The sequence below is a fragment of the Kibdelosporangium aridum genome (assembly GCF_900176515.1).
In the GTDB taxonomy this organism is placed as follows: domain Bacteria; phylum Actinomycetota; class Actinomycetes; order Mycobacteriales; family Pseudonocardiaceae; genus Kibdelosporangium; species Kibdelosporangium aridum.
In genome coordinates, this window is sequence record NZ_FWXV01000014.1 from 114,464 (window position 1) to 130,218 (window position 15,755).

The 15,755-nt window shown below is 65.2% G+C and carries 14 protein-coding genes; 6 read left to right on the forward strand and 8 right to left on the reverse strand.

Translation table 11 applies throughout. From position 1 onward, the window contains the following. Positions 1 to 192 precede the first annotated feature (192 nt). From B9C43_RS49055 to B9C43_RS49065, 3 genes are read left to right on the forward strand one after another with little or no spacing between them, the layout of a single operon-like run. On the forward strand, positions 193 to 1,269 hold the full coding sequence (locus B9C43_RS49055; RefSeq protein ID WP_160097289.1) for an FUSC family protein: 1,077 nt from the start codon (positions 193 to 195) through the stop codon (positions 1,267 to 1,269). Between the two features lie 14 nt (positions 1,270 to 1,283). Next, complete coding sequence (locus tag B9C43_RS49060) at positions 1,284 to 1,676, forward strand: hypothetical protein (RefSeq protein WP_143447135.1); 393 nt, start codon at positions 1,284 to 1,286, stop codon at positions 1,674 to 1,676. Continuing rightward, entirely contained in the window at positions 1,673 to 3,238 is a 1,566-nt protein-coding gene (locus tag B9C43_RS49065; protein ID WP_084434174.1) for a multicopper oxidase family protein, read from the forward strand. Before B9C43_RS49060 ends, B9C43_RS49065 begins: the two co-directional genes overlap by 4 nt. A gap of 249 nt (positions 3,239 to 3,487) precedes the next feature. On the opposite strand, the gene B9C43_RS49070 is transcribed toward B9C43_RS49065, so the two are convergent. The 6 genes from B9C43_RS49070 to B9C43_RS49095 all read right to left on the reverse strand — a co-directional run bounded on the left by B9C43_RS49070 (position 3,488) and on the right by B9C43_RS49095 (position 9,809). Then, the gene (locus tag B9C43_RS49070) at positions 3,488 to 3,811 is read right to left on the reverse strand and encodes a hypothetical protein (RefSeq protein ID WP_084434175.1); all 324 of its coding nucleotides are present in this window, start codon (positions 3,809 to 3,811) and stop codon (positions 3,488 to 3,490) included. 132 nt (positions 3,812 to 3,943) lie between these two features. Beyond that, positions 3,944 to 4,819 (reverse strand): TolB family protein, encoded by an 876-nt coding sequence (locus B9C43_RS49075; protein ID WP_200826049.1) that lies wholly within the window; start codon positions 4,817 to 4,819, stop codon positions 3,944 to 3,946. 145 nt (positions 4,820 to 4,964) lie between these two features. After that, the gene (locus tag B9C43_RS49080) at positions 4,965 to 5,741 is read right to left on the reverse strand and encodes a sugar phosphate isomerase/epimerase family protein (protein ID WP_235039282.1); all 777 of its coding nucleotides are present in this window, start codon (positions 5,739 to 5,741) and stop codon (positions 4,965 to 4,967) included. A 68-nt stretch (positions 5,742 to 5,809) separates the two neighbouring features. After that, a complete protein-coding gene (locus tag B9C43_RS49085; protein WP_084434177.1) occupies positions 5,810 to 8,440 on the reverse strand; it encodes a glycoside hydrolase family 2 protein in 2,631 nt (876 codons plus the stop codon). Positions 8,441 to 8,551: 111 nt separating this feature from the next. Then, entirely contained in the window at positions 8,552 to 9,142 is a 591-nt protein-coding gene (locus B9C43_RS49090) for a TetR/AcrR family transcriptional regulator (protein WP_084434178.1), read from the reverse strand. Between the two features lie 148 nt (positions 9,143 to 9,290). Next, on the reverse strand, positions 9,291 to 9,809 hold the full coding sequence (locus tag B9C43_RS49095) for a MarR family winged helix-turn-helix transcriptional regulator (RefSeq protein ID WP_235039283.1): 519 nt from the start codon (positions 9,807 to 9,809) through the stop codon (positions 9,291 to 9,293). An 81-nt stretch (positions 9,810 to 9,890) separates the two neighbouring features. Between B9C43_RS49095 and B9C43_RS49100 the strand changes: the two genes are divergently transcribed. From B9C43_RS49100 to B9C43_RS59815, 3 genes are read left to right on the forward strand one after another with little or no spacing between them, the layout of a single operon-like run. Continuing rightward, the gene (locus B9C43_RS49100) at positions 9,891 to 10,523 is read left to right on the forward strand and encodes an NADPH-dependent F420 reductase (RefSeq protein ID WP_084434180.1); all 633 of its coding nucleotides are present in this window, start codon (positions 9,891 to 9,893) and stop codon (positions 10,521 to 10,523) included. A gap of 53 nt (positions 10,524 to 10,576) precedes the next feature. Next, the gene (locus tag B9C43_RS59810; protein WP_160097291.1) at positions 10,577 to 11,137 is read left to right on the forward strand and encodes a GMC family oxidoreductase N-terminal domain-containing protein; all 561 of its coding nucleotides are present in this window, start codon (positions 10,577 to 10,579) and stop codon (positions 11,135 to 11,137) included. 23 nt (positions 11,138 to 11,160) lie between these two features. After that, on the forward strand, positions 11,161 to 12,282 hold the full coding sequence (locus B9C43_RS59815; RefSeq protein WP_084434182.1) for a GMC family oxidoreductase: 1,122 nt from the start codon (positions 11,161 to 11,163) through the stop codon (positions 12,280 to 12,282). A 97-nt stretch (positions 12,283 to 12,379) separates the two neighbouring features. On the opposite strand, the gene B9C43_RS49115 is transcribed toward B9C43_RS59815, so the two are convergent. Continuing rightward, complete coding sequence (locus B9C43_RS49115) at positions 12,380 to 12,919, reverse strand: RidA family protein (protein ID WP_084434183.1); 540 nt, start codon at positions 12,917 to 12,919, stop codon at positions 12,380 to 12,382. Between the two features lie 67 nt (positions 12,920 to 12,986). After that, positions 12,987 to 15,737, reverse strand: a complete 2,751-nt coding sequence (locus B9C43_RS49120) for an ATP-binding protein (RefSeq protein WP_084434184.1) — start codon at positions 15,735 to 15,737, stop codon at positions 12,987 to 12,989. Positions 15,738 to 15,755 lie beyond the last annotated feature (18 nt).

Sequence of the window (15,755 nt, forward strand, 5' to 3'; positions counted from 1 at the left end):
CTGATCCCCGCCGCCCGCACGGGTGTCTGCACGGGTATTGCCGTGGCCGTTGCCGTCGCAGCTCACCGACCCGATTGGGGACTCGTCGCCGTCCTCGGCTGCTTCACCTCTCAATACGCCCCGCGCGACGTGCGGTGGCGCGCCGCCCTCACGCTCACTGGAATCGCGCTGAGCCTGTCGTTCGCAGTGCTCGTGGCCGGGCTGCTGAGCACACATCGCTTCTGGGCCGTGGTCTGCACGGCGGTCGTCGCGGCGATCGCCACCCTCCTCGTTCCCGCGCTGGCGATCCCACCACCGGGCATGTCGGTGATCGTGATCGCCACCGCGGTGGCCACCGGGTTGCCTTCAGGCCATGCAGTTCGCAACGCCCTGCTCGTTCTCGCTGCTGGCTGTGGATGCGTCGTCATCGCCGTCCTGGAAACCGCGGTGCGCACGGTTCTGCTACGACACACCACCGTCGCGACTACCTCACCCCGGCTGTCCTTTCGGGACTGGTGGGAGTTCCACATCCGGCGCTCCCCCGCGTTGTTCATGTCCGCTCGGGTAGGCGGAACGGTGTTCGTCGCCGGGGTCCTCGCCAATGCGGTCGCCTCAGCATTGGGAACCAGCCGCTCCTACTGGGCGATGGCGGCGGGCGCGGCGGCAATGGGCACCGGCAGCCACGGCGCGGTCGTCCGGCTACGCGTCACGCATTACCTGCTCGGATCCTGCGCCGGAGTCATCGTGGCTGCCGCCATTCTCTCCAGCGACCCCGCACCGTATGTCATCGCCGTCTTACTGGGGTTGCTGATGTTCGGCGCGGAGTTCGTCGTCATCCGCAGCTACGCTCTCGCGCTGGTATTCATCACCCCGCTGGCGATCCTCATCGCGCACACCGGCCGAGCCGGGCCCTTGCCCGCCCTAGTGGCCGATCGCTTGCTGGAAAGCGCAATCGGCTGCGCCTGCGCGCTCCTGGCCGGCCTCGCCATCACCAAGCGATGGGCACAACGCCAGCTCGCTGCCAGCAGCACCGCCACACTCGACGCAATCAAAGCAACTTTGGCAGCCACCCCAACGAACGTCGACCGGGAACTGCATGCCTTGCGACTCCGCAGCACGCGCCTCGATCTCATTCGCACCCGAGTAAGCGGCGAACGCAAAGCTGTCCGTACCGCAGTGGCATCTGCGTTGCAGGAGGCGGCTCAGGTCAGTGCACAGGCCGCCTGCCTTCTGTCCGCTGGCAGAAACATGCCTCACGTAGCTGAACGGCCACATAGGAGTCTTCCATAGCTAATCATGTGGAGGTGATTGGATTACGTCCACGCGGATGGCCGCTGTGGTTGTTCCGGGTGATGGTGACGTTCGCCGCGTTATCTATGTTCGCGCAAGCCGCACTGGCCGGTGGCTTACTGGCAGGCCACTTCGACATGTTGGCTCTACACCGGGACAACTCTACGGTCTCGGTGCTGATCGTGACCGCGATGACCGTTGCAGGCGTGCTGTTGCACCGACCGGGGCGTGGGCCATCGTGGCCGATGTGGGTCAGCCTGGTCTGTCTTGTGGTGTCGGTGGGGCAGGCCCTCTTGGGGTATACCAGGACGTTGAGCCTGCATGTCCCGTTCGGCGTTCTCATCACGGCCGCGCTTCTGCTTCTGCTGGTGTGGGCATGGCGGCCGATGACGCAGGAGTCCCGATGAGACACAAGTTGTCACGACGTAGGCTGTTCGGACTGGCAGCGGTGGCTGTCGGTGGCGCCGTGAACCTGTCCACGTCGGGCTGTGGGCTGGTTTCGACGGGAGAGCCGGGCACATTGCTACGCAGTACGATCCCGATTCCCGAGCCGTATCAAGTACCTCTGCCGATCCCGCCGGTCCTGCAGCCGTCGCACACGGACGCGACGACCGACTACTACGAAATCACCCAGCAGCCCGCCGTCGCCGAGATCATCCCCGGATACCGCACTCCACTGTGGACGTACCAAGGCACGTTCCCGGGGCCGACACTCGTCTCCCGTTCCGGCCGGCGCACAGTCGTCAAGCACGTCAACAAGCTGCCGCATCCAGTGGTCGTCCATCTGCATGGTGGCCACACGCCACAGGACAGTGACGGATACCCGGGCGATATGATCCTTCCCGACGGCGGGCACACGGATCACCTGGCGCACATGGGGATGATGCCCGCACTACCGGGCATCCCTGTGGTCGGCTCACGTGAGTACGTGTATCCGTTCGAGCAGCGCGCCGCGACGCTGTGGTACCACGATCACCGGATGGGTTTCACAGGGCAGAGCGTCTGGTATGGACTGGCCGGCTTCCATCTGGTCCACGACGACGAAGAGGACAGGTTGCCGTTACCCTGCGGCGATCGGGACATCCCCTTGCTGATCACCGACCGGGCGTTCGACGCCGACGGCGCGATGCCATACCCGAGTGTGCATCCAGACCTGCACTCTCCCGGTGTCACGCCGCCGTACATGAATGGTGTGCTCGGAGACGTGATTCTGGTTAACGGTGCCCCGTCGCCCATCACGCGTGTGCAACGGCTGCGCTACCGGCTGAGGTTGCTCAACGCCTCGAACGCGCGGCGCTACAGGTTCGAACTGGATCCCCAACCGCCTGGCGGCGGTGGCATCGTCCAGATCGGCAGTGACGGCGGACTCCTCGATCGCCCTAGGGCGCACGATTCTCTCCAGCTGGCTTCTGCGGAACGAGCCGACGTCGTCATCGATTTCGCACGGTACGCTCCCGGAACCCGCGTCAGGTTGCGCAACACCCTTGGCACAGGCAGAACAACCGAGGTACTCGCCTTCGACGTCAGTTCGCACGCGTCCGTCGACGACACCATGGTTCCCGAGCAGCTCTCTACGATGCGGCTTCTCGATCCAGCGACCGCAACGGTGACACGTGACTTCCTGTTCCAGAACCGTGGCGAAGAAGACGGCTGGATGATCAACGGGCAACCCTACGACCCGGCACGGCCGCTGGCCACGCCGCGGCTCGGCGAGGTCGAGCGCTGGCGGTTCATCACCGACGTGCACCACCCCGTTCACCTACACCTCGACCACTTCCAGGTGCTGGCGCGCGACGGCGAAGAACCAGGGCCGTACGACCACGGCTGGAAGGACACACTCGGCCTCGAACCGGCACAGGCCGCCGAAATACTCGTGCGGTTCACCGACTACCCCGGTAGGTACATGCTTCACTGCCACAACTTGGAGCACGAGGACATGGCCATGATGGCCGACTACCTCGTCACCTGACCAAGGGCCATCGACCCAGGAATGGGCCGAACTTCTCTGCACGCTCGGCCACTCTGGCATGCTGATGTCCACGAGCCCAGCGGTCGAGAATCATCAGTCTTGTCCATATTGGACATACTCGTGCACGTCTCCACTCCAACAGTTCGCGCCAGAGCCCTCAAGGGCGCTGGCGCGAACCTGTCACCGTGGGTGGAAGACCTGTCGGGCAATCAACTCAACTTGGTCGTGCTCGACGTGGATCAGCACGACTCACCAACGGACGGGGTCGGGCCGTTCCTGTCCCATGTACGGGGCGCAGTCGCCGTAGCCTATCGCGGCGGTTGCCTGGGCAACGTTCATTTGCAGCCGGTAGCGACTCGCGCCAGCCTCATCGCCTCGCTCGCGATAAATGTTGTAGAGGTGCTGTGCGTCCAGGAAATCCTTGTGGGAGCGGTCGTACCTGTAAATGACCTCACGACAGTCCACGGCGACTGCCGCTGAGGCGACCGCTGGCGCGGCAAGTCCGAGGCCGACGCCGAGGACCGTCATGGACGCAGCGATCGCGACCGCGCGACCTCTAAGGGATTTCTTCATTCGTTTTTCCTTCTTTCTCTTGTCCGTGCGGGCCTTGCGGCCACGTGCGACACGGGACGTATGACTCCCGACACAGCGGATTACCGTGGCGGGCTAGTACTGCGACGGCAGCCAGGTGATTGGGTAGCTACCTCATGAGCGCGCATCGCTGGCGTGTCCCGCACCAATTGGGTACGCGACGAACGCGAACCGCCTGGAGTCGGGAGCCCAGCTGTTGACATTGATGGTTCCTTGACCACCATCCAGGGCGACCAGCGACCGCGGAGTGCCATGCGGCAACGTAAGAAGGCGCAACTCGACGGGCAAGTCGGCCGGGTGGCCGACCGTGCCCGGTGGGTAGCTCAGGTACGCCAGAAGGGTGCCGTCGGGCGATGGATGGGGAAACCAGTTGACGCGGTCGTCGTCCGTCAGTTGGTCCACGACCCCGGTCGTCAGGTCCCGCCGGAACAGCTGGGCGTGCCCCGCGACGGTGGACCGGAATTCGGAGTTGAAGTACAGCGCCGCCCCGTCGGGAGAGAACTCCGGCCCGTCGGCGGGCGAGTAACCGTCCCCGACGAGTTCCTCCTGCCCGGTGTCGAGGTCCAGTGTCCACACTGCACGACGGCCCCACTCCACGCCGTCTGCCATTTCCATGCCTACATAGGTAAGGGTGCGGCCATCGGCCGAGATGCCGTGTAGAAAGTGCCGGAAGTGCCGTTCCGGCTCTTTGGCGACCGTCACCTGCTCGGCTTTACCCCCGTTCCACGGCACTCGGTACAGGTGACCGTCAACTGCGGAAACGATGTGCCACTTGCCATCGGGGGTGAGAACGTGATCGTTGTTGATCGGGGGCAGTCCGTCGGTGGGTATCGGGCTCAAACTCCGGGAGCCGCCGATATCCACCCGAAGCAACACGCCATTCCCGTTGACCACCAAGTGCCGGCCGTCGGGGTGGAACTGCGGGGCCTCGATCAGACAGTCGGTGCTGCTCAGCAGGAGTGTGGTCGTTCCGGACTCGACGTCGAGCACACACAAGTCAGCTCGCTGCCCCGGACGTAGTTGGCGCCACAGGGGAAAGCTCGTCAGCCCCATCACGATGTTGAATCCTCCTTCGTATAGCGGTGTCGACCGTGGCCTTCGTGGGCACGTTGCTCCCTGCCGCCGCTGTTGCGCGTCACCACTGGGAAACCCCCTGCTCAACAAGCGTGTGAGCGTTACGGCCCAACAGATCTAGCGGATCGCCCTCGGTAAGGTCGATCTCCACCACGTGCCACGGAATGTTCTTGATCGCACCCTGCAGATCCGAGACGTTGAGAATGCCTGTGCCGAGTGGGGTCTGCGGCGCACCCGGGACCGATGGGCCGTCCTTCAGGTGCACCGCTGCGACCCGATCGCCGAGACCCGCAACGACCGCGCTGGGGTCTTGGCCCGCGACGCGGGCCCAGAACATGTCCACCTCTGCAACCAACGCCGGTCCGGCCGCGGCCCAGAATCGCTGATAACCCGTGGACCCGTCACCCAGATCCGACCACTCGAACCAGTGGTTGTGATAGCCGAGACGCAGCCCGAGGTCCGCTGCCCGGTCGGCCGCCTCGGTCAGTACCCGGGCAAGGTCAGTGACGCGGTCGGCATTGGTGAACGACTTCTCGTCGTGGCCAGGCACGAGTCGGGGATGCGGGACGAACACCGTGTCGGTGCCGAACTCACGGCACTCCTGCGCGAGCAACTCGACGGACCCGGCCAGGTCGTCGGCCGCGGTCAGGCCCGCGTGCACCGCCGAGACCCCGAGACCGAGGCCGTCGAGCACGCCCCGCACCTGGGTCGCGATGGCGACACGCTGTCCCGGCTCGATCCCGGGGCTGCCCAGTCCGAAGGGTTCGACGAACCGGAACCCCCGCTTCGCCAGGTCGGCAAGCGTGCCAGGCAGGTCGGTCGCAAGTTGTTGGCGCACGCTGAAAAGTTGGACGGAGAGCACACGTTTATCCGCCATGGAGATGTTTTCCTTCGCAGCGAAGGTGGTCATCGCCGAGCCTCCGATCCAGCGGCGTGGTCAACCGGTCGCCACTCCCCCGGCCACGGGTACGAGGCCACCGTGATCGCCTTGAGGTCGAGGTCGTCGGGGACTCCAGTCACCGTGATCTCAACGCGGTCGCGGTCGCGGAGGTCGAAATAGTTGTCGCTGAAGCGCATGCCGGGAACGGGGCTGCTCGCGTGGACGAAGTAGCTGAAGCCGACAGACTCGATCCACAGAGTGACCGTGCCCGGCGCAGTGCGTTCGCGGTTGACAAGAAGCCGGGACGAGCCGGTGCGCAGCCGTCCGATCTCGGTGAAGTAGTGGCGCGCGTGCAGTCCCCCTGGACCAGTCACCCACGCGTAGTGCTCAGGGGAGCGCTCCACCTGGCTCGCGTTACCAGTCCAGATTGGAACCGAGGTCGACGATGCCGCCGTGCCGTTGACGGAAATCGTCCGCCGGGTGGTGCCGTCGAAACGGCCGAGCTCCACCTCTGCCGCGAGATCCACGGTGTCCCGTGTGTTGTTGACCAGCCACAGCTCCAGGCCGCCGTCGTCGCGGTCCCGGAAGCTCAGCGCGACCGGCGTGCTCGCCCGCGCAACGGCGTAGTAGGCAGCCTTTGGCACCCGATCGAAGTCCACAAGCGACCAACTGAACGCTGGCCAGACGTCGTTGAAGCTCCAGACCAGCGCACCGCTGGTGTGCGGCTGGCGGCGCCGGAAGTGCTCGACGGCGAATGCCATCCCCTCGGCCTGGACGGCTTGGGTGAAGGCGATGTACTCGTCGAGGTCCTGGGGCATCCCCGTGGTGACCGCGAGTAGTTCGTCACCCTTGTCCTTGGGGTGGTCCTTGTTGTGCAGGTCAAAGATCTCGCTGTGCACGACCAAGGCGTCGGCCGGCAACCAGCGCTGGAGGGTGGAGAGCTCTGGGGAGGCATGAATGCCGAACTCGGAGATGAACTTGCCGCGGTCGTAGCCGTAGCGGCGGTAGTGCCGGGCATCACCGTGGGTGGGGTACCTCTTGCTCCCGACACGGGCACCTGCGCCGTGCCAGACCTCCCAATTGTGCCGATCGCCGTCGCGCGAGCCGTTGGTCCCGAATGGTCCGCCGCTCCCGAACGGGCTGCCCGGCCAGTACGGAACGACGCCGTCGTGTTCGGCGACCGTGGTCGGGAGGATGTCGTGGAAGAAGTGGTGTCCCCAGTCGCCCTTGCGCCGGGTCCAGAAAATCATCCCGTGCAGCCACTCGACTTCGTTGTTGCCGCACCACAGTGCGAGGCACGCGTGGTTGCGCAGGCGCCGGACCTGATACTCGGCTTCGGCTCGCACCTCGGCCTGCAGCCGCGCGTCGGCACTCGGGTAGCTGATGCAGGCGAACATGAAGTCCTGCCAGACAAGGACGCCGAGCTCGTCGCAGACGTCGTAGAAGGCGTCGTGCTCGTAGATTCCGCCGCCCCATACCCGCAACATCGTGAGGTTGCCGTCCCGGGCCAGCCCGACCAGATCGCAATAGGTGTCAGCGGTGATCCCGCCGGTCAGCATGTGCGGGGTGAGCCAGTTGCCGCCACGGGCGAAGACAGGCACGCCGTTGAGCAGGAAACGAAAGCGCCGTCCACCCTCCTCGGTGTCGATGCCTTGATCGAGCGCGATGGTGCGTAGCCCCACCCGGCTCTGGACGGTGTGCACTGGTTCGTCCTCGGCCCGAAGCACGATGTCGACCGTGTGCAGAGTCGGATCGCCGAGATCATGGGTCCACCACAGCTCCGGATCGACCACAGGCAGGAAGACCTGCGCCGTACCAGTGCCCCGGTCCGCGGGGAATGGCAAATGGGTCGTGAGCACGCGGCCGGTGGGACTCGTCAGCCGCACCTCGGCAGTGTGCGTTCGCGGCGCGAGCGTCTCGATCTCCACGTCCACGCGGATCCGGCCGCTGCGGTGGTCCTCGGAAAGCTCATCGAGTACGACCCGGTAGGAACGGATTGTGGCGCTGCGGTCGTGGACAAGCCGCACCGGGCGCCAGATGCCGATCGCGGGCAAGTTCGGCCCGAAGTCCCAGCCCCACGACATCGCCGCCTTTCGCCGGCCCGTCGCGTGTTGCAGGGCGGTCATCGCACCCAACGGATCCCCGGTGTCCGACGAGCGGGTGAGCTTGCGGAGAAGTTGCATGCGCCGGACCATTCGCGTGCTGCTGTCGGGCGTCGTCAAGCCCTCGAGCGGTGGGCGAAATCGCAGGAGCAGCACGTTTTCCTCGGCGAGCACCTCGGTGACGTCATACTCCACCGCCCGGAATTGGTTCTCGTGATGGCCGAGGCGGCGGCCATTGAGCCAAATGTCGACGACGGTGTCCAATCCGTCGAAGACCAGACGGGTGCGCGTTGTCCCGGCGGGAACATCGGCGTCAAACCGCGCGCGGTACCACCACTCAAGCTTCTCCACCCACTCCGCGGCGCGCTCGTTCGCCCCGTAGTACGGGTCGTCGATCCGGCCGGCCTCGAGCAGAGCGGTGTGCACGCCTCCGGGCGCACGGGCGGGGATCCAGTCAAGGGTGTCGTCTGTGGCCAGCGCGGACGGGCCACCGCTGCCCACAGGTAGGCCGACGATCTCGAACGCGTCAAGAGTGAGCGAGTCGAGCTCAACCATGACACCTTCACCTCCTGACACATCGAACCAAGTGGGACGATGACCCACTATAGACGATGTGTCAGAACGGGCGATTGGCCGCCAACTCGTGCAGAAACAGAAACTGGGAGGTCAGACGCCTGACGGGACGGACGGAAACACGATCCGGGCATGATCCAGATCACGCAGAATGCGCTCGATCCGCTCGTCAAGAGGCCGATGATCACCGAGGACGTTCTCCGACGCGACCACCGCCAGCGTGGTCGCGATGCGCGCAGACATCACCACACCCAGATCCGGAGCATCCAGTCCGAGACGCTCGGCGAGCGCCGCCTCGAGCAACGCCTGCTCCTGGGCGACCAGATCCCACACCTTCGCCCGCGCGGCGGGGTGGGCGTCGATGATCGCGCGCAACTCACGGGTGGCCGCGTCGTTCACCTGGACATAAGCACGCACGACGTGGCCGAGCACGACGGAGAGATCCTCATCGGCAGGCCGGGAGCGCACCAGCTCAGCGGTGACCCCCATCCGGGCGCTGAACGAGCCGAGAAGGACATCCTCCTTGGTCGGGAAGTACCGGTAGAGCGTCGACTTACCAACCTCAGCGCGTTCGGCGATCTGTTCCATGGTCGTCGCGTCGTACCCCTGCGACAGGAACAACCCCGCCCCGACAGCCACGATCGCCTGGCGGGTCCGCTGTACCTTCATCTCCCGAAGCGCCACAGACCAATCCTAATTGGCACATCGAACCGTCTGGAACAGCGTGCCGCCAAGTAGTGCCCCTCGGCGACACCGGCGCGTGAGCGACCACAGAGCGAATGACACGGCTTCGCAGATTCTGGCGCAATGCAGCGGATTCCCGGCCGATGACTCAGGTTTCGAGCCATTCAGGACGGGTGATGGCCACTGGGTCCAGGCGGGTGAGGATCTGTTGGTGGGCAACGCGTAGCGCTTCGAGCTGAGCCTCGTCGAGTGCGTCGATGATGAGGTCACGAACGTTGGCGACGTGACCGGGAGCGGCTTGCTCGACTGTGGCCATGCCGGCGTCAGTGAGCACAGCACGGGTGGCGCGACCGTCGTCGGGGTCAGGCTCGCGCCGCACCAGGCCACGGGCTTCCAACCGCTTGACCACATTGGACAGCCGTGACAGCGACGAACTGATGAGCTGGGCGACCCGGCTCAGCCGCAGAGTATGGCCGGGCACCTCGGACAACAGCGCCAGCACGTGGTACTCGAAGAATGTCAGGCCACTATCGCGCTCCAGTTGAGCATCGAGGGCAGCCGGCAACCGGGTCAGCACCCGGAACATGTCCATCCACACCAACCGCTGTCCGGCCGTCAGCCATCGAACATCCCCGGGTATTCCACGGTCTTCTGAGTCGTGCGCCACAGCCGGAGTTTACTTGACGCTTGAACAAAACGAGCATACTCTTCGTTCAAGCTTGAAGTAATTCGAACGAGGAGGACTATCATGCGCATCGCAATCATCGGAACGGGCAACGTCGGCGGCAGCCTCGCCACAGCGGCTATCGCAACCGGACATCAGGTCAGCGTCGCGGCAGCCCATCACGAACACGCGGTCAAGCTCGCCGGGGACACCGGCGCCACGGCGGCAGAAACCCCAGCGGAAGCCGCTGTCGACGCGGACGTGGTGGTACTGGCTGTGCCAGCAGGTGCTGCTGTCGACGTCCTCGATCAGCTCGGCGACGCTGTCACCGGCAAAGTCGTCATCGATGCCACCAACCCGTTGAACGAGTCGTACACCGAGCTGACCACCTCAGGCAACAGCCACGTCGAGGCGTTGGTCGCCGCCGCACCCCAAGCCCGTGTGGTCAAGGCTTTCAACACCGTGTTCGCGTCGCGGCTGACCAACACCAGCGAAGACGGCCAACCACTGGATGGTTTCTACGCCGGCGACGACGAGTCCGCGAAGGCGACCGTCGCCGAACTGTTGGCGTCGCTGGGTTTCCGCCCCGTCGACGTTGGCGGTCTGCGCATGGCTCGTTCGCTGGAAGAGCTGGCATTGCTGAACATCACGATCAACGCACACAACGAATGGGCCTGGCAGAGCGCCTGGCAGCTCACCGGTCCCACGACCGCCTGACCCTCTGTCCGGCACGCACAAGACTTTCCTACAGAAACAGACGGAGATCCGCGATGATCAACCGACGGACTTTGTTGCGCTCCACCGGAGCAACCCTTGGCGTCGCCGCAGTCGGCTCCCCTGCCACAGCTGCCGAGCGGACAGCAGCTGGAACCGGAACAACCGACTACATCGTGGTGGGCAGCGGCCCGGCGGGAACGGTACTGGCGTCCCGGCTCTCAGAGGACCGCCGCGTCTCCGTCGTGCTGCTGGAAGCAGGCGGCGAGAACACCAACGAGGTCAGCCGGATCCAGGGCGCGTTCTTCCGGGTGTGGGGCACCGAGTACGACTGGGCGTACTCGACCACGAGTCAGCCGGAACTAGGTGGCAGGGCCATCGCGCAGCCACGCGGCAGAGTGATCGGCGGATCCGCTGCAATCAACGTCGGCGCGTGGCTGCGCGGTGTGCCCGCTGACTACGACTCCATGCGTCGTGCCGGCGCAACCAGACTGAGCGGCGCTAACGCGATCCAAACGTTCAAACGCCTGGAGGACACACACGAGCCGCAGCCAGCCCGCTGCGTGGCTCCGGCGGCCCCATCCAGCTCGCTCCACTGGATCGCGCGACGCCGCTGAGTGATCGACTCGCCGATGCCTTCATGGAAGCCAGGTTCGGACCGCGGGGCGACGTCGACGCCGAGTCGCCCTATGTGGTCGACCGGTTCGAGACGACATTTCCGGAACACCGGCGGCGCACCCCGGCCGACGCACTGCTCTCCCCCGATGTGCGCAAGCGCCCCAATCTCACTGTCCTCACAGGAGCCTACGCGACCAAGATCCTGTTCCACGGCCGCCGTGCTAATGGCGTGCGGTACACACGCAACGGTCAGTCAGTCGAATTACGCGCCCGGCGCGGTGTCGTGCTCGCCGCAGGCGCCTACAACACGCCACAACTACTCATGCTCTCCGGCATCGGTCCGGCACAGCACCTGCGTTCACTCGGCATCGACGTCGTGGCCGACGTTCCTGGCGTCGGCGCGAACCTGCAAGACCACCTCGGGGTCCGCCTGCGCGGTCTCGGCCGGCGCGGCACGACCGGCTCGATCCCCATGGCGGCCAAGGACGAGTGGATCCAGCAGTGGCTACGCGACCGATCCGGCCCTGCGAACTACTTCCAGGAGAACAACGTCGGCTTCTTCAAAACCAATCGCCGCACCCCGTGGCCGGACTTCGAGGCGCTGCTGAGCTACAACCCCGACTTCGGCAACGGCGCCTACTTCGCCGACGTACCAGACAAAGACGATCGGGCCGGCTACTACATCCTGGTAGTGCAGCTACATCCGCACAGCCGCGGTTCACTCCAACTCGCCTCCCCAGATCCCGCGGTGGCCCCGGTGATCAACCCCGGCTACCTCAGCGATCCACGCGACATCGACGAGTTCGTCACCGGCCTGCGGCGCGCCCACCGGCTGCTCACGACCAAAACGCTCGAACCGTACTCGGAGTTCGTCCACCCAGCCGTCAACGCCACCGACGACGTCTACCGCGACCTCATCCGTGCCGACGCCGGAACGATGTACCACCCCGTCGGCACAGCCCGAATGGGACACCTCTCAGACCCACAGGTAGTCGTCGACCCAGACTTCCAAGTTCGTGACGTCGCAGGCCTTTACGTCGCGGACGCCTCCGTGTTCCCCCACCTGGTCAGCGGCCACACCGTGGCACCGACCATGTACCTCGGCGAGGTAGCCGCAGCAGCCATCCGCAGCCGTTCAGTTTGATCACGCCCAGCGTCCTCGGAATGTGTCTCGTGGTCTGCGGTCGCGACCGGCCGCAGACCACGAGACACTGACAGGGTACGCACGACCCGCCCAGAGTTCACCGCACTGCAACGGCTTCAATCTCCAGCAGCACGCCTGGCTGAGCCAGCCGCTCGACGCCGATAGCCGCGCTGGTGGGCTTGATGCCCTCTTTTTGCAACCGAGCCGCGACCCGGTCGAAGTTCTTCACGAACAGGTCCTCGTCGGTGGTCGAGTACCGCAGTTGCGTGATGTCCGACGGCTGGTAACCCGCCTTGCGGACCTGCTCGATGACCTGGTCGAAATTCCGGTCGATCTGCGCGGGCATGTCCCACTGGTGCACATAGGTCTTGCCATCCGGGCTCTTGGGCGTCTGGCCTGCCACGAACAAGATGCCACGCGGGTTGCGCACCTCATGTGTCTGGTAGAGCAGTGGCGGGTTCGCGTCCGCCGGCCACGGCTCGCCCACCACGTGGTTGCCCGTCGGCTGCTGTTGCACGTCATCGCTGGACGCAGCCGTCGCGGGCAGAATGCTCACGCCAGCAACAGCTACCGCGGTCGACGCAGCACCGACGAGCAGCCACCGCGTCTTGGTCAGAAGAGTTTCGCGAGTTGTCATAACACGATCATGCGATCCACGATGGTCCGGCAAATCGTGGTACGACCACGAGGACAACCACGAAAATTCAGGGCCGCAGAACGTCGGCTAGTTGTGTCCGGCTGCTGATCCCCAGCTTGCGGTAGACGGCACTCAAGTGCGTTTCCACCGTTCTGAGCGTGAGGTGTAGCGCTGCGGCGATGTCGCGATTGGACTGTCCGCTCGCGGCCCGGTCGGCAACACGCCGCTCTCCAGCGGTGAGTGCCTCGATCCCTGTGACCGCACGAGAACGCGGCCGCGCTCCCGCGGACATCATTCCGGCGCGTGCGGCGTCAGCGAGTCCGGAGGCGCGACACCATTCAGCTTCCGCCCGCGCGGCCTTGAACGTACGACGAGCGACACTTGCGCGCCCCTGCCGTGCTTGTGCAGTTGCCAGGCTCAGCAACGACTTCGCCATCTCCAGCCGCGTCTCCGTTGTGTCGAGCACCTCAGCTGAACGAGTCAACAAGTCCACTGCCACCTGGCCAGACGCCAGCTCGCCCAAGGTGCGCAGCGCCGCACCGATGGCGCGGGCCGTTCCCCAGGCGTTGGCCTGCTCCCACGCCTGCGTCGCCAATCGTTGCGCTGGCTCGGTTTCGCCGAGTTCCGCATGCAACCTTGCAGCGAGCAATTGAGCGGGCTGTCCTTCCCACGGGTGGGCCTGCGCGTACTCCAACGCCAGCCGCAGCGCATCACGCGGCCAACCCTGTGCTGCCCGGACGTACGCGCATTCCAGCCGCACATCGACCACAGCCGGCAGGTCCAGTAGGTCGTCGGCCACCTGGCCAGCGGCTTCGATCTCACCACGCTCGGTGAATACGGCCATCCTGGTCGCCAGCGGTATGTGCCGGAGCCTGCCCCAATGCTCAAGGGGCAGGTTGACCATCGCTTCCTCGTTGAGTTTTCGAGCTTCATCGAGGTCTCCCGTAAGCAACGCGATACGGGAGCGCGCATCGATGAGCGTGACCAGCCCAAGCACAGCCCTAGCCCGCGTGGCGTGCCGTATGGCCTCGTCGCAGTATCGAGCAGCGTTCGCGGCTGAACCCGCCGCTGCGAGCGCACGAACTGCGTGTTGAACTGTGAACGGCGGCAAATCCGCCACGCCACGCGCCAATGCCCGTTCTGCCAACGCGGCGACTCGCTCGGCGTCCCATCCCGGCGCGACAACCGCCACAGCGGCCAGCACCGCGAGCATCGCACGTTCTCCGGGTGTTTCGCCGGTCCCAGCCTTTTCCAACTCGCCCAGCAATGGTTCAGTCGCGCCATGTAGGACCTGACCGGCAAGCCGGACGGCGTCGAGCCGAAGCGCGAGCTCACGATCGACCGGCGCCAACTCCGTTGACACCTGGGAGAGCACCGCTTCCGCGTCCGCAGGCCGGCCTTCGCGCAGGAGCACGTCGGCGAGCACTTCGGCAGTAGTTGCCCGTACCACTGGATCAGTCACCCGCTCCAGCACACCGGTCAGCCGACGCCACGCGTGCGCCGGGCGCTGGACCGCTTCGGCCAAGCCGAGATCCAGCTCGGCAGCAAGCCGTTCCCCGTCACTCAACTGCTCCTCGAGCGCCCGCCCCAGATAACGCACGACGCTGTCCGGCGCGCCCCGCATTGCAGCATCACTCGCCGCCCTCAACAACGTCCCAGCCACCCATGGTTCCTGCGGTGCAGGCACGTTGAGCAGGTGCGCGCAGATGCGTTCTGGGTCAGCGTCCTGCTCGAACAAGTACCGGGCCGCACTCAGATGCAAGGATTTCCTGCGGCCAGGTGCCAACCCGCCGAGCACCGCCTCACGGCCAAGCGGGTGCGCCCACCGCAACTCCGTACCAGCCGCCAGCAAACCCAACTCTCGAAGCTGATCCTCGGCACGCACACTGGCGCCGTCACTCAACTCGGCAAGCCTTCCGACAGCGACGTCGTCGTCAGCCGAACCAAGCACCGCCAGTGCGGCAGCGAAATCACGTGTCTGCTCCGACACGGTGTCCAGCCATGACTGGACGAACCCGGCGAACCGCGTCACGACCGACGTGGACAAAGAAGTGACCGGGTCGAAGCCCGCAGACATCGACGTGATCAGCGCCTGCACGAGCACCGGATTGCCACCAGTCAGCCGGGCACACGACGCCACCAGCTCAGGCCGGGCACTGAACGGCAGGCTGGCCGTCAGCACATCGACCACCTGCTGCTCAGAGAACCGTTCGAGTCGAAGAATCCGGCATTCCGGCCCAGGGTCGAGGATGCGCAACGAATCGTCTTCCTCGCCACTGCGTACGGTGAGCACAACGAGAACCCGCGATCTTGTGGTTTTCCGGACCAAATAACGTAACCATCGCAGCGAAGGCAGATCAGCTTTCTGAAGATCGTCCACAACCAGCACCAGAGGCGCCATCGCAGCGATCCGCAGAGTCAACCTGAACAACGCGTGCAGCACAGTGCGCGGCGCGTCCCCCAGTGCGTTGGCCTCACCAACACATGGGACAGAGGAGAACACGTGGGTGGCGGGCTCCGCGGGTCCGGAAAACATCTGTTCGGCTTGCTGCTCCGGCCAGTCGGCCACAAGCGACTCGAACAGTTGCCGCACCACCCCGAACGGGAAGTCCCGCTCCAGCTCATCACATCGGGCACGCAACACGCACGCTTCAGGCAACACCTGCCCCAATTCGTCTGAGAACGCCTCCACCAGGGTCGTCTTGCCGAGTCCTGCTGCCCCTTCGATGACAACGAGGCCAGACTGCCCGTGCGCGATGGCCTGCGCATCGGCAACCAAAGAAGCGAGTTCAGACTCACGATCAAAGAGGCTCAGCACGAAACTCCCCGTTCTTCT